Origin of the sequence: Streptomyces sp. BK022, from assembly GCF_004217355.1 — a bacterium.
Lineage (GTDB): Bacteria > Actinomycetota > Actinomycetes > Streptomycetales > Streptomycetaceae > Streptomyces > Streptomyces griseoluteus.
This window is the reverse complement of sequence record NZ_SHKU01000006.1, coordinates 20,652-41,255: the sequence shown is the minus strand read 5'-3', so window position 1 is coordinate 41,255 and position 20,604 is coordinate 20,652. Positions and strand designations below refer to the sequence as shown.

Sequence of the window (20,604 nt, the reverse complement as noted above, 5' to 3'; positions counted from 1 at the left end):
GCCGCACGGCTGAGGGTAGAGCCTGTGCCGGGCCCGCGACCGGCCTCCGCGAAGGATCACCCGCAGGTGCGACGCCCCGGCCGGGGCGTGGCACGATTTGCAGTGGTTTCGAGGTGACCCCGACGGGGAGGGAACAGGCGTGGCCAAGGTGTCCTCGGTGGTCGTCCCCTATGCCGCCTACCTGCGCGTCTACGAGCCGCTGGCCGCCTTCCCGGAGCCGGAGCGCGATCACTGGGCCCGCTACGCCCGCCGCGCGGACCGCCCCACCTACCAGGACGAGCTGCGCCGCTCGCTGGCCGACCTGCTGCCCACCCCGCCCGTCGCGGTGCCGGTGCACGAGAGCGCCGACGCGTTCGTGCTGGAGCGGGACGGCGTGGTCTGCGTCTGTCCCTGGCGCACCCGGCTGCGCGGCTGGCAGGCGCTGGCGGGCATGGGCGAGGAGCTGCCCACCCCGGTGCTGGACGCGGTCCTGCCGCCCCTGGTGCGCGACCAGGCGGCCCAGGACTACGAGCGCTGGCTGGAGCGCCATCCCGAGGCGCGCCCCTGGATCCGCGGGGCGACCTGGCAGATCCCGCTGAACTGGTTCGTGCTGGTCGCCGACGAGGAGCGCCGCTTCGAGCCGCGCAGCGGCGAGACCCCGGCCCTGCTGCGCTACCGCACGCCGATGGTGCAGGCCCGGCGCCGGGTGGCGCGGGCGCTGCGCACGCTCCAGGACACGGTGCGGGAGAGCCCGCTGATCGACGGCGTGCTGGACGTCGGCCGCTGGCTGGAGGAGTTCCACCCGCGTTCGGTGGTGGAGCTGGACTACGGCGGCCTGGTGCACGTGGTGCCGGGCGGGACGCTGGAGGAGGACCACTCGGCGGCCGACGTGGCCGCCGGGATCGACGCGCTGCGCCGGGGCGACGAGAGTGCCGCGACTCACGCCTACACCCGTCTCGCGACCCGCTGGCGGTCGATCCGGGACCTGCGCTCGGCGAACTGAGCCCCTCCGGGGTGACGCACGTCACGGTCGAAATAGGCTCGAACAGCGTACGGTCTACGGAACTTGGACCGTTTGACGGGGCGTTGGCCTCGAACCGGGCTTTTGCCTCATTGGGTGATGGACGGCACTTACACGGCCCTTGCGTCTCTTGCCGCTCCTCGTGCCAAAATAGGACAAGGAGTCCGGGGAGGACTCTGTCTGTCCATCTGTGCTCCACTATGGGCGGATTCTCCGCATTGCTAGCTTTGGGGGGTCCTGTGACTCCCGAGCGCCATGTGACTGATCGTCACGTCGGCGTGACTGTCCGCTATGGCATGGTCCATCGGCTTCCGTCGTGGATGAACACCTGGGAGGGCAATTCCATCGGTTTGGCCGACGCGGCTGGACAGATGGTGTAGTTGTAGTGCCGAGGACAAGCCGTTCGTCCTATAACCGACTCGACTCGCGTCCGCCATTTCGGGCAACGCGGGTCAAGGTGCAGAATTTAGAGGAAAGAACCGAGAAGGTTCGGTTCTCCCGAGGAGGCCGCTCATGACCGCTCGCACCCCTGATGCCGAGCCGCTGCTGACCCCGGCTGAGGTCGCCACCATGTTCCGTGTCGACCCCAAGACGGTCACGCGGTGGGCGAAGGCCGGCAAGCTCACGTCGATCCGCACGCTCGGCGGGCATCGTCGCTACCGCGAGGCGGAGGTCCGTGCCCTGCTCGCGGGCATCCCGCAGCAGCGCAGCGAGGCATAACAACTGAAAAACCGGGCAAAACGACCGGCCCCCCAACCGGCCGAAGCGCCCGAACCCTAGCTCCACAACGACGCGGGCCTGCCCCAACAGGCCCCATGCCCACGCCGGACGAACTCCGAATGGCACGGGCACCGAGTGCGTCATAGGTCGCGCTGGACTCCGCCGGGTCCAGCGCGATCTTTTTTGTGCGCTCACGGGCGCCCGCCGGCCCGCCGTGTGAGCGGCCGTGAGCGGCCTTGTCGGAGTCTGGGGAGGGCTGTGGGAACTCCCCCGCACCTGCTCCGGGAGCCCGGCGGGCCGCCCTCGGGGAGAGTGCAATTGCACATATTAAATTGACCTGTTGTAGGGCAGCGGTAAAAACCTGCGTTTCAAAAACTCATGCCGTGACACCCGTCACATGCCGAGCGGCTTGTTGTCCCGTGCACGGGTGCGCTATTGGCGCTCTCCCGTCTCACCGCCCCCTGCGGGAACGGGTGTTGGGGCAGCGGCCCCTGCGGCGCCGGCCGGGCGACGCGCCTGCCAGGCACGCTCTCAGGGGCGCCCGCGTCTGGCGCCGGGTCCGGGGCCGCCCTGCGCCGCCCGCGTGGGCCGCACGGGGCGTGTGGGGGCTCCGGGAACGGCGGAAGGGCCCCCGGAAATCCGGGGGCCCTTCTCTTTGCTGCGGTCCTGACGGGATTTGAACCCGCGGCCTCCACCTTGACAGGGTGGCGAGCACTCCAAACTGCTCCACAGGACCATCTGGTGCGGCGCTTCACTTCTGCGTTGCGCTCCGAGAAGGACTGTACAGGAGTCCGGGTGCCCGGGTCGAACTCACCCGGTGCGACCGCGTGATTACGGTGCGGCGGCGTCGATCGCCTTCACGATCCGCTTGTCGGAGACGGGGTACGCGGTGCCCAGCGCGTGGGCGAAATAGCTGACCCGCAGCTCCTCCAGCATCCAGCGGATGTCCAGCACCTGCCTGGGCACCGGCCGGCCCGGGGGGAGCTGCTCCAGCAGCCAGGCGTACTCGTCCCGCATCTCGTGGACCTTCTGCATCCGGGTGGTGTCCCGCTGGACGTTGCCCGGCATCTGCTGCAGGCGCCGGTCGGCGGCCACCAGGTAGCGCATCAGGTGGGGCAGTCGCGCGATCCCCGCCCAGGTCACGAAGCCGGGCTTCACCAGCGCGTCCAACTGCTGCCGTACGTCGGTGAGGTTGGCCAGCAGGACGGGGCTGGAGACGGCCTTCAGGCGCCGTTCGCACGCCTGCCAGGCGGCCAGCACCTGCTGCACCTGGCCCACCGCACGCACGGTGGTGTCCACGATGTCGGCCCGCACCTTGTCGTAGAGCTTCCGGTACGACTCCTCGTCCCACACCGGACCGCCGAAGTCCGCGATCAGCTTGTCGGCCGCCGCCATCGCGCAGTCGTCGAACAGCGCCTGCACCGAGCCGTGCGGGTTGGCGGAGAGGGCGAGCTTCTGCGCGTTGGTCAGCTTGTCGGAGGCGAACTTCGCCGGGTTCACGGGGATGTTGCGCAGGATCAGCCGGCGCACGCCCTTCCACATCGCCTCGGCCTGCTCCTCCTCGGTGTCGAAGAGGCGGACCGAGACGGTGTCGCCGTCGTCCACCAGCGCCGGGTACGCCTTCACCGGCTGCCCGGCCCGGCGGGTCTCGAAGACCCGGCTCAGGGTGCCGATCGACCAGTCGGTCAGGCCCGAGCGCTCCAGCGAGGGCCCGCCCTGCCGGGACGCGGTGGCGGCGGCCGCCTGCGAGATCGCCTTGCGGGCCTTTGGACGGAGCTGGAGCTTGAGCGCCTCCAGGTCCTTGTCCTCGGCCAGCTTGCGGCGCCGCTCGTCCACGATCCGGAAGGTGACCTTCAGATGGTCCGGCACCCTCGACCAGTCGAAGTCCTCGGCGTCGAAGGGCACGCCGACCATGCGCTTCAGCTCGCGTGCCATGGCCGTCGTCAGCGGCTCCTGGAGGGGGACCGCCCGCTCCAGGAACTTCTTGGCGTAGTTCGGCGCCGGGACGTAGTTGCGGCGGATCGGCTTGGGCAGCGAGCGGATCAGCTCGGTGACCAGGTCCTCGCGCAGGCCGGGGATCTGCCAGTCGAAGCCCTCGTCGGTGACCTGGTTGAGCACCTGGAGCGGGATATGCACGGTCACGCCGTCGGCGTCCGCGCCCGGCTCGAACTGGTAGGTCACCCGGAACTTCAGCTCGCCCTGGCGCCAACTGTCGGGATAGTCGGCCTTGGTGACCGCCTCCGCCGACTCCCGGATGAGCATCTCCCGCTCGAAGTCCAGGTAGTCGGGCTGCTCCTGCCGCTTCCGCTTCCACCACGAGTCGAAGTGGGCGCCGGAGACGACGTGTTCGGGCACCCGCTGGTCGTAGAAGTCGAACAGCGTCTCGTCGTCCACGACGATGTCCCGGCGCCGCGCCCGGTGCTCCAGCTCCTCGACCTCGCTGAGCAGCCTGCGGTTGTCGGCGAAGAACTTGTGGTGGGTGCGCCAGTCGCCCTCGACCAGGGCGTTGCGGATGAACAGCTCGCGGGAGATCTCCGGGTCGATCCGCCCGTAGTTCACCTTGCGCTGGGCGACGATCGGCACGCCGTACAGCGTCACCTTCTCGTACGCCATCACGGCCGCCTGGTCCTTCTCCCAGTGCGGCTCGCTGTACGTGCGCTTCAGCAGGTGGCCGGCGAGCGGCTCGACCCACTCGGGTTCGATCTTCGCGTTGACGCGGGCCCAGAGCCGGGAGGTCTCCACCAGCTCGGCCGACATCAGGAACTTCGGCTGCTTCTTGAACAGCGAGGAGCCGGGGAACACCGCGAACTTGGCGTTGCGGGCGCCCAGGTACTCGTTCTTGTTGCCGTCCTTCACGTCCTTCATCCCGACGTGGGAGAGCAGGCCCGCGAGGAGGGAGACATGGACGCGGTCGGCGGGGGCGTCCTCCTCGTTGAGATGGATGTCCATCTGCTTGGCGACCGTGCGGAGCTGGAGGTAGATGTCCTGCCACTCGCGCACCCGCAGGAAGTTCAGGTACTCCTGCTTGCACATCCGGCGGAACGAGGAGGAGCCGCGCTCCTTCTGCTGCTCGCGCAGGTACCGCCACAGGTTGAGGTAGGCCAGGAAGTCGCTGGTCTCGTCGCGGAAGCGAGCGTGCTGCTGGTCGGCCTGGGTCTGCTTGTCGGCCGGGCGCTCCCGCGGGTCCTGGATGGACAGGGCCGCGGCGATGACCATGACCTCGCGGACACAGCCGTTCTTCGCGGCCTCCAGCACCATCCGGGCCAGGCGCGGGTCGACCGGCAGCTGGGCGAGCTTGCGGCCGGTGTCGGTGAGCCGCTTGCGCGGGTCCTTCTCCGCCGGGTCGAGTGCGTGCAGCTCCTGGAGCAGCTGGACGCCGTCGCGGATGTTGCGGTGGTCCGGCGGGTCGATGAAGGGGAACTTCTCGATGTCGCCGAGGCCGGCCGCGGTCATCTGGAGGATGACGGAGGCGAGGTTGGTGCGCAGGATCTCGGCGTCGGTGAACTCCGGCCGGGCGAGGAAGTCGTCCTCGGAGTACAGCCGGACGCAGATGCCGTCGGAGGTACGGCCGCAGCGGCCCTTGCGCTGGTTGGCGCTGGCCTGCGAGACCGGCTCGATGGGCAGCCGCTGGACCTTGGTGCGGTGGCTGTAGCGGCTGATCCGGGCGAAGCCGGGGTCGATCACGTACTTGATGCCGGGCACGGTCAGCGAGGTCTCGGCGACGTTGGTCGCCAGCACGATCCGGCGCCCGGTGTGCTGCTGGAAGACCCGGTGCTGCTCGGCGTGCGAGAGCCGCGCGTACAGCGGGAGCACCTCGGTCGAGCGGTACTTCTTCTTCTCCAGCGCGTCCGCGGTGTCCCGGATCTCCCGCTCGCCGGAGAGGAAGACGAGGATGTCGCCGGGACCCTCGGCCATCAGTTCCTCGACGGCGTCGGTGATCGCGGTGATCTGGTCCCGGTCGGCGTCGGAGGAGTCCTCCTCCAGCAGCGGCCGGTAGCGCACCTCCACCGGGTACGTCCGTCCGCTGACCTCGATGATCGGGGCGTCCCCGAAGTGCCGGGAGAACCGCTCCGGGTCGATGGTCGCCGAGGTGATGACGACCTTCAGGTCCGGCCGCTTCGGCAGCAGCTGCGCGAGGTAGCCCAGCAGGAAGTCGATGTTGAGGGACCGCTCGTGGGCCTCGTCGATGATGATCGTGTCGTAGGCGCGCAGCTCGCGGTCGTTCTGGATCTCCGCCAGCAGGATGCCGTCGGTCATCAGCTTGATGAAGGTGGCGTCCGGGTTCACCTGGTCGGTGAAGCGGACCTTCCAGCCGACGGTCTCGCCGAGCGGGGTGTGCAGCTCGTCGGCGACGCGCTCGGCGACGGTACGGGCGGCGATCCGGCGGGGCTGGGTGTGCCCGATCATCCCGCGCAGGCCCCGGCCCAGCTCCACGCAGATCTTGGGGATCTGCGTGGTCTTCCCGGAGCCGGTCTCACCGGCCACGATGACGACCTGGTGATCGCGGATGGCGGCCGCGATCTCGTCCTTCTTCTGGCTGACCGGAAGCTGCTGGGGATAGCTGACCGAGGGCACACGGGAGCGCCGTTCGGCCATCCGGGAGGCGGCCTTGTCGACCTCCCCCTCCAGCTCGGCCAGCACGGCGGCACGCGCCTCCGGCTTACGGATCTTGCGTGCGCCTTCGAGCCTGCGCCCGAGCCGGTGCGCGTCACGCAGCGACAGCTCGGTCAGACGGGAGGCGAGAGACCCCAAGGCGGGGGCGGGATGCGTAGACATACGCGATCCAGGATCTCACCTCGGGGAAATTCCGCGCGAACGAATTGACGCGGGGGCCGCCGCGCAGGGGCCGCCGGGTCAGCAGGAGTTCAGGCCGAGCCGGAAGCCGGACTTGTAGCCGTTCTTGAATCCCTGCTGGTAGTCGCGGTGCGGGTCCTTCAGGGAGAGGCCCTTGCCGTCGCGGTGGCCGCCGTCGTGGTGGCAGTGCCGGCCGTCACGGAACCCGGACTTGAAGCCGTCCCGGAACCCGCGCTGGTAGTCCCCCTGAGATGTGGGCGCCTTGGCCGCCGTACTGGCGTGAGACTGAGCGGGCGCCGCCGAGGCCGCCTGCTCGAAGCCGATCGGAGCGAGGACGACACCGGCGGCCATGAAGACCGAACACAGGGCAGCCGTCCGTTTTCTGTTCGTGGCGGGCATGGAACGCCCCCTTGGAAGATTTCCCCACGAATGGATGCTTTTCACTGTAGTCCCGCACTACTCACCTGCAACCGCGCTCGCCGGGGTCGGGAAACGCAAGAACCCCCTCCAGACACTGGAGGGGGTTCGGCCCGGATCGGGCGGTTGTGGCTGGGGCCGGGGTCGAACCGGCGACCTATCGCTTTTCAGGCGATCGCTCGTACCAACTGAGCTACCCAGCCACGAGGTTTCACGTGAAACCTCAGCGGTCCTGACGGGATTTGAACCCGCGGCCTCCACCTTGACAGGGTGGCGAGCACTCCAAACTGCTCCACAGGACCAGGCGCTGTACGACAGTGTCGCACAAGGTTGCGGGCCTTCCCAACGCGTTTCCCACCGGGGTGAGGTGCGCATCTGCTGGGCTGACGTCGCTGGAGAAGCGTATCAGAGCAGGGGCGGTGCTCCGTACCTCGCTTTTCGGCACCGGGCGGGGCCCGGACGTGGGGAAACATGAAAGCCCGCCCTGGATCAGGGCGGGCTTTCATGACAAGTCCGCTGTGGTGCCCCCAACGGGATTCGAACCCGTGCTACCGCCTTGAAAGGGCGGCGTCCTAGGCCGCTAGACGATGAGGGCTATCGGCCCGCCTGGGCGCCGCATCGCGGCGCGTCGGGGACGTGTGCAGCATAGGGGATCGTGAGCGGTATGGGCAAAACCCTTCGCCGCCGTCCGGGCGCCGGGCCGGGGATTCAGCGCTGCACCAGATGCCGGCTGACCTCGGCCGTGGTCCGCCCGAGCCCGCCCAGCCTGATCGCGTCCCATGCCTGGAGCCGGCGGGTGTCCCGGTCCAGATAGAGCACCGACGCCTCGATCGGTGCCGGGTACCGGCCCTCCACCGCGCGCAGTCCGCTGCCGCCGGTCGAGCCCTCGCGGCGCAGCCGGGTGCCCAGCGGGAGGACCTTGGTGCCCTGGGTGTGCAGGTGCCCGCAGAGCACGAGCGGCACCGTGCCGTCGGTCTCGGCGGCGGCCACCGGTTCGTGCGCCACCGCGATGTCCACCGGCGTGCCCATGGCCTTCTGGTCCCGCAGCGCCGAGGCGAGCCGGGCGCCCGCGAGCCGTTCCGCCGCGTCACCGCCGGTCGCCCGGGAGCGGTCGGGGGTGAACTGGGGGTCGCCGGTGCCCGCGAAGCGCACCCCGGCGATCGTCTCGGCAGCGCCCTCGTCCAGCACGTGCGCGTTCTCGATGCCCTCCAGGTGGCGCTGGGTGGCCCGCGAGTCGTGGTTGCCCCGGACCCACACGTACGGCACGCCCAGGTCCTTCACCGGGTCGAGGAAGCCGTTCTCCGCCGAGGTGCCGTGGTCCATGGTGTCGCCGGAGTCGACGATCACGTCCACCTTGTACTGGTCCACCAGCGAGCCGATGATCTTCCACGCGGCCGGGTTGAGGTGGATGTCGGAGACGTGCAGGACCCGGATGGTGGTGGGGTCGGGCTGGTAGGCGGGGAGCGTGGAGGCGACGTCGTACAGCTTGGTCACGTTGGTCACCAGGCGGGCCAGCTCCTGCTGGTAGACGTCGAAGTCGGTGACGATGCTGCGGGCGTTGCCCACCACGGACGGCGCCGAGGAGAGCAGACCGGAGAACCTGGGCTCCAGTACCGACTTCGGATTCCAGGTGGCCCACGCCGACACCCCGGAGGCCGCGAGCAGCGCCAGGGCGAGACCGCCGGCCGCCAGCGCGGGGCGCGGGCGGCGGTAGACGGCGAGACCGAGCGCGGTCGCGCCGGTGACGACGGCCACGCCCGAGCGCACCGCGAGGTCGAGCGTGCCGCGCTCGACGTCCCGGGCCACCTCGTCCTGGAGCCCGGACAGCCGCTCGGGGTGGTCGACCAGCGCCTGCGCGCGGCCCGGGTCGAGCTGGTCCACGTCGACGTCCAGCCGGACCGGCGCGACATGGCTGTCCAGGGTCAGCGCGCCGAGCGGGGAGATGTTGACCTTGGTGCCGCCGCTGAGCGAGGGCCGCAGGGCCATGGTGGTGTCCATCGGGCCGACCGGGGTCCGCACGTTGCCGACGATCAGCAGGCCGAGCCAGGCCCCGACGAGCACGACACCCGTCAGGCCGAACGCCCTCAGCCACCGGCCGCCGCCCGTCCGGCGCGGCAGCCGCCATCGCTTCCGGTCGCGGGGCGGGTCCGGTGCGGAAGCGAGGAGGACTGTGGGCATTGGTGCCGTATGCCCGTCGGGACGTCCGGACATGCGGGGTGATCAGCCCCAGCCCAGCTCGTGCAGCCTGGCGTCCTCGATGCCGAAGTGGTGGGCGACCTCGTGGACGACGGTGACGGCCACCTCGTGGACGACGTCCTCGGGGGTCCCGCAGTACCGCAGCGTGGGGCCCATGTAGATGCTGATGCGGTCCGGGAGGACTCCGGCGTACCACTCGCCGCGCTCGGTGAGCGGGGTGCCCTCGTAGAGGCCGAGCAGTTCGGGGTCGTCGGCGGAGGGTTCGTCCTCCACGAAGACGGCCACGTTGTCCATGACCCGCGTCAGTTCCGGCGGGATCCGGTCCAGGGCCTCGCTCACCAGTTCTTCGAACCTGTCGCGCGTCATCTCCAGCACACGGCCATTGTCGGCCAAGCGCGCCCGGCGCGGGGCGTGTACGCGCGGTCCGCCGCGCTTCGGCCGGCCGGGACGGTGGCGTGTCCTTGCGCGGGCGGCGGGAGTTGGGCAGGGCGTTGTCGATTCCCCGCTGCCGGAGGTGGCCGTCGTGCGCCGCTTGTACGTACCCGTCCGTCTGGTCGTCGCGGTGCTGGCCGTGGCCGCCGCCTCCGGCTGTGTGCACGTCGGTGACGACGCGGGCCCCCGCCGGACCCCGCACTCCGCCGGCCAGCGGGAGGGCGCGGACTCCGGGGGCGGGCCGGTGTCCGGGGGCGGCGGGGCCGAGGCGGACGGCGAGGACGAGGGCGACGGCAAGCACGGGCACGGCGGCAAGAAGCGGAAGCACGGGGAGTCGGCCTCGGCCTCGGCGGACGAGCGGGAGCCCGGCAAGAAGGTTTCGGCGGAGCCGTCCGGGCCCGGTCAGACGGTCCGGCCCGGTGAGCCGGTGCCGACGGGGGAGCCGACGCCGCCCCCGGTGACCTCCGCGCCGCCCGAGCCGCCCGCGTCGACCCCGCCGCCGCCGGACACCGAGCCGCCGTCGGCCGAACCCTCGTCCTCGGCCCACGAGGACCCCGCCCCGCAGCTCGGCGGACGGGTTCCGGTGTGAGTCCCTGGCGGGGGCCGGACCGGGGCTGACAAGCCAGTTTGCCTTGGGGGGTAGGGGGTGCGTATGGTGGTAGATCGTTTGATCCCATTTGCCCGGCGCCATCGCAGAGCGCGCCGTGTGGCGCGTACTCTCCTTTGCCGTGACGGACCGCATTGAGGCGGTTGTGTTGTGCGAATCACGGAGTTGACGGGCGCGTGCCGAGAGACTCCGGAAGGTTTCGCATTCGCATGTCCGTTTCCAGTACTGACCAGTTCGTCGCGCCCGAGAACGGGGACGCCCCCGTCGACGGGACGGACGAGGTCACCGCTGTCGTCGAGGCCGACGACACCACCGACACCACCCCCGAGATGACCTTCGCCGACCTCGGTCTCCCCGAGGGCATCGTGCGCAAGCTCGCCCAGAACGGTGTCACCACCCCCTTCCCGATCCAGGCCGCGACCATCCCGGACGCCCTGGTCGGCAAGGACATCCTCGGCCGTGGCCGCACCGGCTCCGGCAAGACCCTCTCCTTCGGTCTGCCCACCCTGGCCACGCTGGCCGGCGGCCGCACCGAGAAGAAGCGCCCGCGCGCCGTCATCCTGACGCCGACCCGCGAGCTGGCGATGCAGGTCGCCGACGCCCTCCAGCCCTACGGCGACGTACTCGGCCTGAAGATGAAGGTCGTCTGCGGCGGCACCTCGATGGGCAACCAGATCTACGCCCTCGAGCGCGGCGTCGACATCCTCGTCGCCACCCCGGGCCGCCTGCGCGACATCATCAACCGCGGCGCCTGCTCGCTGGAGGACGTCCAGATCGCGGTCCTCGACGAGGCCGACCAGATGTCCGACCTGGGCTTCCTGCCCGAGGTCACCGAGCTGCTCGACCAGGTCCCGGCCGGCGGCCAGCGCATGCTGTTCTCCGCGACCATGGAGAACGAGATCTCCACGCTGGTCAAGCGCTACCTGAACAACCCGGTCACGCACGAGGTCGACAGCGCCCAGGGCAACGTCACGACCATGTCGCACCACATCCTCATCGTGAAGCCCAAGGACAAGGCGCCGGTCACCGCCGCGATCGCCTCCCGCAAGGGCCGCACGATCATCTTCGTGCGCACCCAGCTCGGTGCCGACCGCATCGCCGAGCAGCTCCGCGAGTCGGGCGTGAAGGCCGACGCGCTGCACGGCGGCATGACCCAGGGCGCCCGTACCCGGACGCTGGCCGACTTCAAGGACGGCTACGTCAACGCGCTCGTCGCCACCGACGTCGCCGCGCGCGGCATCCACGTCGACGGCATCGACCTGGTCCTCAACGTCGACCCGGCGGGCGACCACAAGGACTACCTGCACCGCTCCGGCCGTACCGCCCGCGCGGGCCGCTCCGGCACGGTCGTCTCGCTGTCCCTGCCGCACCAGCGCCGCCAGATCTTCCGGCTGATGGAGGACGCGGGCGTCGACGCCGCGCGCCACATCATCCAGGGGGCCGGCGCCTTCGAGCCCGAGGTCGCCGAGATCACCGGCGCCCGGTCCATGACCGAGGTGCAGGCCGAGTCCGCGGGCAACGCCGCGCAGCAGGCCGAGCGCGAGGTCGCCGGCCTGGTCAAGGAGCTGGAGCGCGCCCAGCGCCGCGCCGGCGAGCTGCGCGAGGAGGCCGACCGCCTGGTGGCGCGGGTCGCCCGCGAGCGCGGTGAGGACCCGGAGGCCGCCGTGGCCGAGGCGCAGGCGACCGCCGAGCAGGCCGTGGCCGAGGCGACCGTCGAGGCGGAGCGTCCGGCCGCCCGCGAGCCCGAGCGCGACGAGCGCCCGGCGGGCCGCCGTTCCTTCGACCGCGACCGCGGCGAGCGTCGTGACGACCGTGGTGGCCGTGGCTTCGAGCGTCGTGACGACCGTGGCGGCCGTTCCTTCGAGCGCCGTGACGACCGTGGCGGCTTCCGCCGCGACGACCGCGGTGGCGAGCGCCGTCCGTTCAACCAGGACCGTGGCGACCGGGGTTTCGAGCGTCGTGACGACCGTGGTGGCCGTGGCTTCGAGCGTCGTGACGACCGCGGTGGCCGTTCCTTCGAGCGCCGTGACGACCGTGGCGGCGAGCGCCGTGACGAGCGCCGTCCGTTCAACCAGGACCGTGGCGGCGACCGGGGTTTCGAGCGTCGTGACGACCGCGGTGGCCGCCCCTTCGAGCGCCGTGACGACCGTGGCGGCTTCCGCCGCGACGACCGTGGTGGTCACCGGGGCAGCGACCGTCCGTTCAACCGTGAGCGCCGCGACGACCGCCCGGGCTTCCGCTCCGGCGGCCACGAGCGCCCCTACGGCCGCCGTGACGAGCACCGCGGCACCGGCACCGGCGGCTCGTCCTCCTTCGGCCGACGTGACGACAAGCCCCGCTGGAAGCGCAACGGCTGACACTCGATGAGCTGACGAAGGGCCCGTACGGATCTCCGTACGGGCCCTTCGGGTTTCCCGGCGATTTTCGGCCGCCGAGTGACGCATGTCACGTCGGTGCTCAGGGAATTGCTGGGGTCATGACAGACGACACGCAAGCGAGAGCCGAGTCGGCCCTGTCCGACGAGGAGCGGCTCGCCCAGCTCGGCTACACCCAGGTCCTGGCCCGCCGGATGTCGGCGTTCTCCAACTACGCCGTCTCCTTCACGATCATCTCGGTGCTGTCCGGGTGCCTCACGCTGTATCTGTTCGGCATGGTGACCGGCGGGCCCGCCGTGATCACCTGGGGCTGGGTCGCCGTCGGCCTGATGACGCTGTTCGTCGGCCTGTCGATGGCCGAGATCTGCTCCGCCTACCCGACGTCGGCCGGGCTGTACTTCTGGGCGCACCGGCTCGCGCCCCCGCGCTCGGCGGCGGCCTGGGCGTGGTTCACCGGCTGGTTCAACGTGCTCGGCCAGGTGGCGGTGACGGCGGGCATCGACTTCGGCGCGGCCTCCTTCCTCGGGGCCTGGCTGAACCTCCAGTTCGGCTTCCGGGTGTCGCCCGGCCGTACGGTCCTGCTCTTCGCGGCGATCCTGCTGCTGCACGGGCTGCTGAACACCTTCGGGGTGCGGATCGTCGCGCTGCTGAACAGCGTGAGCGTGTGGTGGCACGTGGGCGGTGTCGCCGTCATCGTCGGCGCGCTGGCCCTCGTGCCCGACCACCACCGGTCGGCGTCCTTCGTCTTCACCCACTTCGTCAACGAGACTGGCTGGGGCAGCGGGTTCTACGTGGTGCTGCTCGGCCTCCTCATGGCGCAGTACACCTTCACCGGTTACGACGCCTCCGCCCACATGACCGAGGAGACCCACGACGCGGCGACCGCCGGCCCGAAGGGCATCGTCCGCTCCATCTGGACCTCCTGGGTCGCGGGCTTCGTCCTGCTGCTGGGCTTCACCTTCGCCATCCAGTCGTACGACGGCGCGCTGAACTCCCCGACCGGCGCGCCTCCGGCGCAGATCCTCCTGGACGCGCTCGGCGCCACGACCGGCAAGCTGCTCCTGCTCGTGGTGATCGGCGCCCAGCTCTTCTGCGGGATGGCCTCGGTGACGGCCAACAGCCGCATGATCTACGCCTTCTCGCGGGACGGCGCGCTTCCCTTCTCCCGCGTCTGGCACACGGTCAGCCCGCGCACCCGGACCCCGGTCGCGGCGGTCTGGCTGGCCGCCCTGGGCGCGCTCGTCCTCGGCCTGCCGTACCTCATCAACACCACGGCGTACGCGGCCGTGACGTCCATCGCGGTGATCGGGCTCTACATCGCCTACGTCATCCCGACGCTGCTGCGTGTCCGCAAGGGCGCGGACTTCCAGCGGGGGCCGTGGCACCTGGGCCGCTGGTCGCTCCCCGTCGGCGTGGTCTCGGTCGCCTGGGTCGTCCTGATCACGGTGCTCTTCATGCTGCCCCAGGTCTCGCCGGTCACCTGGGAGACCTTCAACTACGCCCCCATCGCCGTCCTCGTCGTCCTCGGCTTCGCGGCCACCTGGTGGCTCGCCTCGGCCCGCCACTGGTTCCTCCGCGACTGACCGACGCGGCCGTGTCCCCGATACCCGATCGGAGACACGGCCACCGCCAGCTATGCTCGGACAGGCAACATCGCCCCGGGCCCTTAGCTCAATTGGCAGAGCAGTGGACTTTTAATCCATTGGTTGTGGGTTCGAGTCCCACAGGGCCTACGCGAACGCCCCCGGCTCGACGCTCCGTTGAGCCGGGGGCGTGTCCGTTTCGCCCGGTACCGGGTCGCGGCCGCCCGTCCGGCGCCCTCCTCGAAACCCTGTGCTCCCGGTGCGTCAATAGCTGTTCCGGCGAACTGAGTTTTCAATGGGACGCGCCGACAGGTTATTTACCGCAATGGCTGAGGTGGCGTTATTCACCCGACGTGGGCCGCTGAGGCGTGCTACCGTCGATCTCGGTTGCAGTTGTGGTTCCCGAAGTTGTATTTCCGGTCTTTTCCGGGCGGGGTAATCATCGCGGCGACACGCGGTTCGTACAGTGCGTACCGCGATGCACTGCCCCGAAGGAGAATTGACATGGCTACTGGCACCGTGAAGTGGTTCAACGCGGAAAAGGGCTTCGGCTTCATCGAGCAGGACGGCGGCGGCGCCGACGTCTTCGCCCACTACTCCAACATCGCCGCTCAGGGCTTCCGTGAGCTGCTCGAAGGCCAGAAGGTGTCCTTCGACATCGCGCAGGGCCAGAAGGGCCCGACGGCCGAGAACATCGTCGTCGCCTGACGCTCACGCGCACTTCGTAGCCGGGGCCCGCATCCTTCGGGGTGCGGGTCCCGGCTACTCGCATTTTCCGCAGCGTTCTTCTGCTGCGCTCCACCGGCTCATTCTTGCAATTACCCGTGCGGCTCAATACCGCGGGAATTCCTTGAGATGTGCCGAATCAAGGAAGGTTCCGCATGAACCGCACACGTACGAACGACCGCTTCGCCCGCAGCCGTCACGGCAATTCCGGCCGCCGGGCTCCCGCGGTCCAGGGGGAGTTCGCGCTTCCCCGGACGACGACTCCCGCGCTTCCCGCGGTGGAGGGTTTCGCCGATCTCGACATGCCGGGGGAGCTGCTGGCCGCGCTCGGCGCGCAGGGGGTGAGCGTGCCGTTCCCGATCCAGGCCGCGACCCTGCCGAACTCCCTCGCGGGCCGGGACGTGCTGGGTAGGGGCCGCACCGGTTCCGGCAAGACGCTCGCCTTCGGGCTCGCGCTGCTGGCCCGTACGGCCGGGCGGCGTGCCGAGGCCCGGCAGCCGCTGGCGCTGGTGCTGGTACCGACGCGTGAGCTGGCGCAGCAGGTCACCGACGCGCTGGCGCCGTATGCCCGCTCGGTGAGGCTGCGGCTGGCCACGGTGGTGGGCGGTATGTCGATCGGGCGGCAGGCGAGTGCGCTGCGCGGGGGTGCCGAGGTGGTCGTCGCCACGCCGGGGCGTCTGAAGGACCTCATCGACCGGGGTGAGTGCCGGCTGGACCAGGTTTCGGTGACCGTTCTGGACGAGGCCGACCAGATGGCCGACATGGGGTTCATGCCGCAGGTCACGGCCCTGCTCGACCAGGTGCGTCCGGAGGGCCAGCGCATGCTGTTCTCCGCGACCCTGGACCGCAACGTCGACCTGCTGGTGCGCCGTTACCTCAGCGACCCCGTGGTGCACTCGGTCGACCCCTCGGCCGGCGCGGTCACGACGATGGAGCACCACGTGCTGCACGTCCACGGCGCCGACAAGCACGCCGCCACCACCCAGATCGCCGCCCGCGACGGCCGCGTGATCATGTTCCTCGACACCAAGCACGCCGTCGACCGTCTCACCGAGCACCTGCTGAACAGCGGGGTACGGGCCGCGGCCCTGCACGGCGGGAAGTCGCAGCCGCAGCGCACCCGGACCCTGGCGCAGTTCAAGACGGGTCATGTCAACGTGCTGGTGGCGACCAATGTCGCGGCACGCGGCATCCACGTCGACAACCTCGACCTCGTCGTCAACGTCGATCCGCCCACCGACCACAAGGACTACCTGCACCGCGGCGGCCGCACCGCCCGTGCGGGCGAGTCCGGCAGCGTCGTCACCCTGGTCACCCCGAGCCAGCGCCGCGACATGAACCGCCTCATGGCTGCGGCCGGCATCGTCCCGCAGACCACCCCGGTCCGCGTCGGCGAGCAGGCGCTGAGCCGCATCACCGGTGCTCAGGCCCCTTCCGGCGTCCCGGTCGTCATCACCGCGCCGGTCGCCGACCGCCCCAAGAGGCGCAGGGCCCCCGCACGCGGCCGGCGCCACCAGGCCCCGGCGGCCCGCCGCGCACCCGGACGGCAGTCGACCGACGGTACGGCGGCATAGGACCCTGGTGCCGCACCACGTCACCGAGGTCCGCCCCGTCTTCCCTTCTCCCTGTGAGGCATCATGCGCTGTGTCATCGCACGCTTTCCGTTCGAACTGACCAAGAACGGCGTGCTGGAATCGATGAAGGGCGTCAAGCCCGAGCCGGTCACCGCCGAGTCGGTGATCATCGGCCGCCGCCACTACCCCGCCAAGCAGGTGGGCGAGGTCGTCACCCGGCAGGACCGCCGCGATTTCAGCGCCGGTGAGGTGCTGCGGGCCATGGCCCGGCTCGGCTTCACCTGCCGTACGGCCCCCGAGGACGTCCCCGCGCCTGTCGAGACCCCGCTGGAGCGGGCGTCCGCGATGCTCGGCACCTCCCCCTCCCTGACCGGCTGACCGGCGGGACGGACGCGCGCCCGGCGGAGCGGTTCAGAGCGGTACGGAACAGCTTCACAGCGGTACAGCAGAACAGCAGAGAGCACTGAAGGGCCCGACCGGCACGCGCCGGTCGGGCCCTTCACGCGTTCCGTGCCGCTCCCGGCGCGGGGCGGGTCAGTGGGTCAGTTGTCGGAGTAGCTGAAGTCACCCATCGTCCAGGCGGTGACGTCCTCGATCGCGACGCGGTACATCCCGCCCGTCATCGGGATGCCCACGGTGCCCTGGAGGATGCGGGCGACATGGAAGTGAAGGTGCGTGGGGGCCCCGTCCCGTTCGGCGGGGGCATCGAAGACGGCGCAGAACTCGCCCAGATGGGTGGAATCCCGCAGCACCTCCGACACCCTGCGCCGCCACATGGCTTCGGGAGCCAGTCGACCGGTGATGACAGCACCACTGGTGACCACGGTGAGGGACATCTGGTTGCTCTGCCCGGACTCCACGAGGGCGGCGATGTCAACGATCAGCTCGTCAGGCTTCGGCATGACGTCGGATTCTATGCGCCGGGCCCGGCGCGGTGGCGGGGGCCGTCGCAGAGGTCGCCGAACGCGGATACCTCTCAGTCCGACACGCGAAAATCTATCGCCGTCGGAGTAGACATTCGCGGGGCACGTGGCTACGGTTTTCCTCGTAGCCGAGATCGATCAAGGCCCGGCAGACACGAACTGCCGGGCAGCAGTACACGTAGGGCAAGTGATCGGTTCCGAGGGAAAGAACGGAGGAGTCGAGCGCCATCAGGATCGCCCGGACCGGCAGGACCTGGCTCCGGGTTACCGCAGGACATCGATAGGCAGGTGGTCTCCGGTCACGCATCCGCGATCCCCGCACCCCCGGCGTATCGGGCGGCCGTGCGGACACAGAAGGCCGACGCGGTATTAGGGTCGGCAGATGGTTGCAGTTCCTTCGGGGCCTTGGTGCCGTACGGCACCAAGGCCCCTCCACGCGTTCCACAGAGAGGTGAGATGACAGCAGACGAGTCGCTGGGCCGTCTCGACGACGACGATTACCCCGCCTACACGATGGGCCGGGCCGCCGAACTGATCGGCACCACGCCCGGTTTCCTCCGTGCCCTCGGCGAAGCACGACTGATCACCCCCCTGCGCTCCGGGGGCGGACACCGCCGCTACTCCCGCTACCAGCTGCGGATCGCGGCGCGCGCGCGTGAACTCGTGGACCAGGGCACGCCGATCGAGGCCGCGTGCCGGATCATCATCCTCGAGGACCAGCTCGAGGAAGCCCAGCGGATCAACGCCGAGTACCGCCGGGCCGGCGCGTCGCTCGGCCCGTCTGCCGACGCCTGAAGTGAGCGAGCCCGCCCTTCGGCGGGCCCTCAGGCGCGGGTCACTTCAGGTACACGATCCCGTCCGTAGTGACGGCCGGGCGGCCGGCCGTACCGCGGACCACGATCTTCAGGGTGTGCTTCGCGCTCGTCGGCCAGGTCTTCGCCCACAGGGCGTCGCGGTAGGCCGTGGCCGAGGACTTCAGGTCGGCGGTGGTGAGCCGGGTGCCGTCCACGTAGATGTCCGCCTGGCCGGAGGTCGACGCGCGGGAGACCACCCACGCGACCGAGCGCCCTGTGAAGGTCCAGGTCAGCGAGGCGTTCTTGGTGCTGCTGCCGAGGGACTTGCCGCCCAGGTAGGCGGTGGAGGACTTGGTGGTCCAGGTGCCGGACCTGGTCGCCGAGGTCTCCTGGAGGATCACCGGGGTGCCCGGCACGGAGGCGCTCGCGGAGTTGCCGAGGGTGTCGTAAGCCCGAAGCGTCCAGGTCGTGGCCACACCGGACTTCGCGGTCTGGGCCGCGCTGGTGACCGTCGGGCCGTAGGTCCTGGCGAGCGGGGCGGTGAGGCGGGTCTCCTTCAGGGAGACGTTGTCCGCGGCCTTCCAGCCGAGGGTGAGCGGGACGGCGGTGGTGCCGACCGTGCCGGTCCGCAGCGAGAGGTTCGGCTTGGTGGTGAAGGCGGGGGCCGTGGTGTCGGCGACGACCGTCCGCGTCCCGCTGGTGGCCGTACGGCCCGACTGGTGGACCGCCTCGACCTGCACCTTGTGCGTCCCCGCCGGCAGCGTCAGCTTGGCGGAGGTGGCCGAACCGGCGGCCGTCGCCGCCGTCCTGCCGTCCACCAGGACCTTGAACGACGAGATCAGTGAGGCCGGTGTCGTCGTGGACCAGCTCACCGTGAGCGGGCCGTTGGTGTACGGGGTCGTCCCGACGGTCCCCGTACCGGTGACCGTACCGAGGGTGAGGCCCGTCACGGGGCCCGCGGCGAGCGTGCGGACGGTGCCGAGCGCGGCGTAGAAGGCGTCACCGGGGCACAGCGTGTTGTAGCCGTCCCGGTGGCCGTGGATCGCGGGGAGCGTCATCTCCTCGCCCGGCTCCCAGGTCCGCCCCGCGAGGTTCTGCCCGCTGAGCGCGGTGGTGAGGGTGACCGTCGCGTCCGGCTGCACCCCGTACTGGCCCAGCTTCCACGCGGCGAGACGCGCCACCGAGGCCATCGCGGCCATCGGCGGCGGCGCGTCGACGTACGTGCCGAGGACCGCGATGCCGGTCGTCTGCGAGTTGAAGCCGTACGCGTGCGCGCCCACGACCGGCAGGTCGGCCCCGCCCTTGCGGCCCTCGTAGATCGTCCCGCACTTGTCGACGACGAAGTTGTAACCGAGGTCCTTCCAGCCGAGCCCCGTCACGTCGTACGTGTAGACCGCGTTGATGATCGACGGCGCCTCGGCACAGGTGTAGTCGTTGGTCGAGGCGGTGTGGTGGACCACCACCGCCTTGATCCTGCCGTCGATGTACGTCGGCGCCTCGGGGCTGAGGGATTCGTCGGCCTGCCACCCCGAGCGCGGGGTGATCGGCGGCCGGGGAACCGTGGAGCGCGGCGCGGCCGGGACGGACAGGGAGGGCGAGGGCGTGGCGGAGTCCGGGGGCGACGCCGAGCCGGTGGGTCCGGTGCTCCCGGTGCTTTCGGATGCCGAGGGGGGCTCGGCCGGGGGCTCCGTCGTGGATTCACCGGCCGACGGTTCGGCGGTCGTCTCCTCCGGCGGGGCGGGGTCCGTGGTGGTGGCGTCGGTCGGCTCGGACGTCGGAGTGGGGGTGTCGGTGGCGACCGGCTCCTCGGTGCCGTCCGGTCCGTCCACGGCATAGGCCGCGGGCTCGGCGTCACCGCCGGCGCTCTTCCCGCCTGCCGTGATCATGTCGAGCCGCAGCCCGGCGGGCAGCTTCGCGGTGGTCCTGCCGTCGATCCGCGCCTCGACGCCGTCCGACAGCCCGACCCAGGCGGGCTCGGTGCCGCCGCGTGCGGCGTGCTGCTCGCCCGCGCCCCGGTCGCTGTCCAGGGGCAGCCAGTCCGACCACTTCCCGGACCCGACGGCCCGCGACCGCACCTCGACCTTGCCGGCCAGCCTGGCGGACGGCTTCTCCCAGCTCACCCCGAGCATGCTGAACGGCTCGGCGTCCCGCCGCGCCAGCGTCGCGCCGGTCCCGTCCCCGCGGACGTCCAGCGCGGCCGACCGTACCCGGTCCCGTACGGGGGCGGCGGTCTTCCCGTCGTGCCCGGAGTCGCCGCTCACCCCCTGGACGATCAACGTCCCGCACACGGCCGCCGCGACGACCGCGCCCGTCCCCCACCAACGTGCTCTCATACCGGTTCTGGCGCCTTTCCCTGCGGTGACCGGTCGCCCTGAGCCTTCACGACTCCCCCCTCCCGAGGGGGAATTGGTGAAGAAGATGACCAAGGGGGCACCGTAAGTGATGCGGTCATGCCATCCGTTG

Annotated in this window: 15 protein-coding genes and 5 tRNA genes; 10 read left to right on the top strand and 10 right to left on the bottom strand. The window is 70.6% G+C overall.

The window, feature by feature from the left end; all coding sequences use genetic code 11:
• The first annotated feature begins 139 nt into the window (after window positions 1-139).
• The gene (locus EV284_RS23905; RefSeq protein ID WP_130337571.1) at window positions 140-982 is read left to right on the top strand and encodes a hypothetical protein; all 843 of its coding nucleotides are present in this window, start codon (window positions 140-142) and stop codon (window positions 980-982) included.
• 531 nt (window positions 983-1,513) lie between these two features.
• Window positions 1,514-1,720, top strand: a complete 207-nt coding sequence (gene bldC / locus EV284_RS23900) for a developmental transcriptional regulator BldC (protein ID WP_003949541.1) — start codon at window positions 1,514-1,516, stop codon at window positions 1,718-1,720.
• 661 nt (window positions 1,721-2,381) lie between these two features.
• Here bldC and EV284_RS23895 read toward each other — a convergent pair.
• The 8 genes from EV284_RS23895 to EV284_RS23860 form a co-directional block, all read right to left on the bottom strand.
• A tRNA-Asp gene (locus tag EV284_RS23895) sits at window positions 2,382-2,456 on the bottom strand.
• 95 nt (window positions 2,457-2,551) lie between these two features.
• On the bottom strand, window positions 2,552-6,496 hold the full coding sequence (hrpA, locus tag EV284_RS23890; RefSeq protein ID WP_130337569.1) for an ATP-dependent RNA helicase HrpA: 3,945 nt from the start codon (window positions 6,494-6,496) through the stop codon (window positions 2,552-2,554).
• A 78-nt stretch (window positions 6,497-6,574) separates the two neighbouring features.
• Complete coding sequence (locus tag EV284_RS23885; RefSeq protein WP_130337567.1) at window positions 6,575-6,913, bottom strand: hypothetical protein; 339 nt, start codon at window positions 6,911-6,913, stop codon at window positions 6,575-6,577.
• Window positions 6,914-7,060: 147 nt separating this feature from the next.
• Window positions 7,061-7,134: transfer RNA gene (locus EV284_RS23880), tRNA-Phe, on the bottom strand.
• 24 nt (window positions 7,135-7,158) lie between these two features.
• A tRNA-Asp gene (locus tag EV284_RS23875) sits at window positions 7,159-7,233 on the bottom strand.
• Window positions 7,234-7,450: 217 nt separating this feature from the next.
• A tRNA-Glu gene (locus EV284_RS23870) sits at window positions 7,451-7,526 on the bottom strand.
• Between the two features lie 113 nt (window positions 7,527-7,639).
• Window positions 7,640-9,109, bottom strand: coding sequence for a metallophosphoesterase (locus EV284_RS23865; protein ID WP_130337565.1), 1,470 nt, complete (start codon window positions 9,107-9,109; stop codon window positions 7,640-7,642).
• A 42-nt stretch (window positions 9,110-9,151) separates the two neighbouring features.
• Window positions 9,152-9,502, bottom strand: coding sequence for a metallopeptidase family protein (locus EV284_RS23860; RefSeq protein WP_130337563.1), 351 nt, complete (start codon window positions 9,500-9,502; stop codon window positions 9,152-9,154).
• A gap of 148 nt (window positions 9,503-9,650) precedes the next feature.
• Here EV284_RS23860 and EV284_RS32815 point away from each other — a divergent pair, with 148 nt between their 5' ends.
• The 7 genes from EV284_RS32815 (at window position 9,651) to EV284_RS23825 (ending at window position 16,802) form a co-directional block, all read left to right on the top strand.
• A complete protein-coding gene (locus EV284_RS32815; protein WP_165425632.1) occupies window positions 9,651-10,148 on the top strand; it encodes a hypothetical protein in 498 nt (165 codons plus the stop codon).
• Window positions 10,149-10,375: 227 nt separating this feature from the next.
• Window positions 10,376-12,523 carry a DEAD/DEAH box helicase gene (locus EV284_RS23850; RefSeq protein WP_165425631.1) on the top strand — a complete coding sequence of 716 codons (2,148 nt, stop codon included), beginning with the start codon at window positions 10,376-10,378 and terminating at the stop codon, window positions 12,521-12,523.
• A gap of 119 nt (window positions 12,524-12,642) precedes the next feature.
• Window positions 12,643-14,124: an amino acid permease gene (locus EV284_RS23845; protein ID WP_130337557.1), complete on the top strand. Its 1,482-nt coding sequence runs from the start codon at window positions 12,643-12,645 to the stop codon at window positions 14,122-14,124.
• A gap of 77 nt (window positions 14,125-14,201) precedes the next feature.
• Window positions 14,202-14,274, top strand: a tRNA-Lys gene (locus EV284_RS23840).
• 354 nt (window positions 14,275-14,628) lie between these two features.
• Window positions 14,629-14,832, top strand: coding sequence for a cold-shock protein (locus EV284_RS23835; RefSeq protein WP_019329653.1), 204 nt, complete (start codon window positions 14,629-14,631; stop codon window positions 14,830-14,832).
• Window positions 14,833-15,005: 173 nt separating this feature from the next.
• A complete protein-coding gene (locus EV284_RS23830; RefSeq protein WP_130337555.1) occupies window positions 15,006-16,424 on the top strand; it encodes a DEAD/DEAH box helicase in 1,419 nt (472 codons plus the stop codon).
• Between the two features lie 63 nt (window positions 16,425-16,487).
• Complete coding sequence (locus EV284_RS23825) at window positions 16,488-16,802, top strand: SCO5918 family protein (RefSeq protein ID WP_130337553.1); 315 nt, start codon at window positions 16,488-16,490, stop codon at window positions 16,800-16,802.
• A gap of 164 nt (window positions 16,803-16,966) precedes the next feature.
• On the opposite strand, the gene EV284_RS23820 is transcribed toward EV284_RS23825, so the two are convergent.
• Entirely contained in the window at window positions 16,967-17,326 is a 360-nt protein-coding gene (locus EV284_RS23820) for a hypothetical protein (RefSeq protein ID WP_130337551.1), read from the bottom strand.
• Window positions 17,327-17,803: 477 nt separating this feature from the next.
• Between EV284_RS23820 and EV284_RS23815 the strand changes: the two genes are divergently transcribed.
• Complete coding sequence (locus EV284_RS23815) at window positions 17,804-18,142, top strand: MerR family transcriptional regulator (RefSeq protein ID WP_030817149.1); 339 nt, start codon at window positions 17,804-17,806, stop codon at window positions 18,140-18,142.
• 40 nt (window positions 18,143-18,182) lie between these two features.
• Here the strand turns inward: EV284_RS23815 and EV284_RS23810 are convergent, their stop codons facing one another.
• Entirely contained in the window at window positions 18,183-20,474 is a 2,292-nt protein-coding gene (locus tag EV284_RS23810) for a peptidoglycan recognition protein (protein WP_130337549.1), read from the bottom strand.
• Window positions 20,475-20,604 lie beyond the last annotated feature (130 nt).

What these genes read in the sequence shown, in the direction of transcription:
- bldC (WP_003949541.1), top strand. Translation starts at nt 1,514, where the DNA reads ATGACCGCTCGCACCCCTGATGCCGAGCCGCTGCTGACCCCGGCTGAG.
- hrpA (WP_130337569.1), bottom strand. Translation starts at nt 6,496, where the DNA reads ATGTCTACGCATCCCGCCCCCGCCTTGGGGTCTCTCGCCTCCCGTCTG.
- EV284_RS23885 (WP_130337567.1), bottom strand. Translation starts at nt 6,913, where the DNA reads ATGCCCGCCACGAACAGAAAACGGACGGCTGCCCTGTGTTCGGTCTTC.
- EV284_RS23865 (WP_130337565.1), bottom strand. Translation starts at nt 9,109, where the DNA reads ATGCCCACAGTCCTCCTCGCTTCCGCACCGGACCCGCCCCGCGACCGG.
- EV284_RS23850 (WP_165425631.1), top strand. Translation starts at nt 10,376, where the DNA reads ATGTCCGTTTCCAGTACTGACCAGTTCGTCGCGCCCGAGAACGGGGAC.
- EV284_RS23845 (WP_130337557.1), top strand. Translation starts at nt 12,643, where the DNA reads ATGACAGACGACACGCAAGCGAGAGCCGAGTCGGCCCTGTCCGACGAG.
- EV284_RS23835 (WP_019329653.1), top strand. Translation starts at nt 14,629, where the DNA reads ATGGCTACTGGCACCGTGAAGTGGTTCAACGCGGAAAAGGGCTTCGGC.
- EV284_RS23830 (WP_130337555.1), top strand. Translation starts at nt 15,006, where the DNA reads ATGAACCGCACACGTACGAACGACCGCTTCGCCCGCAGCCGTCACGGC.
- EV284_RS23825 (WP_130337553.1), top strand. Translation starts at nt 16,488, where the DNA reads ATGCGCTGTGTCATCGCACGCTTTCCGTTCGAACTGACCAAGAACGGC.
- EV284_RS23820 (WP_130337551.1), bottom strand. Translation starts at nt 17,326, where the DNA reads ATGCCGAAGCCTGACGAGCTGATCGTTGACATCGCCGCCCTCGTGGAG.
- EV284_RS23815 (WP_030817149.1), top strand. Translation starts at nt 17,804, where the DNA reads ATGACAGCAGACGAGTCGCTGGGCCGTCTCGACGACGACGATTACCCC.
- EV284_RS23810 (WP_130337549.1), bottom strand. Translation starts at nt 20,474, where the DNA reads ATGAGAGCACGTTGGTGGGGGACGGGCGCGGTCGTCGCGGCGGCCGTG.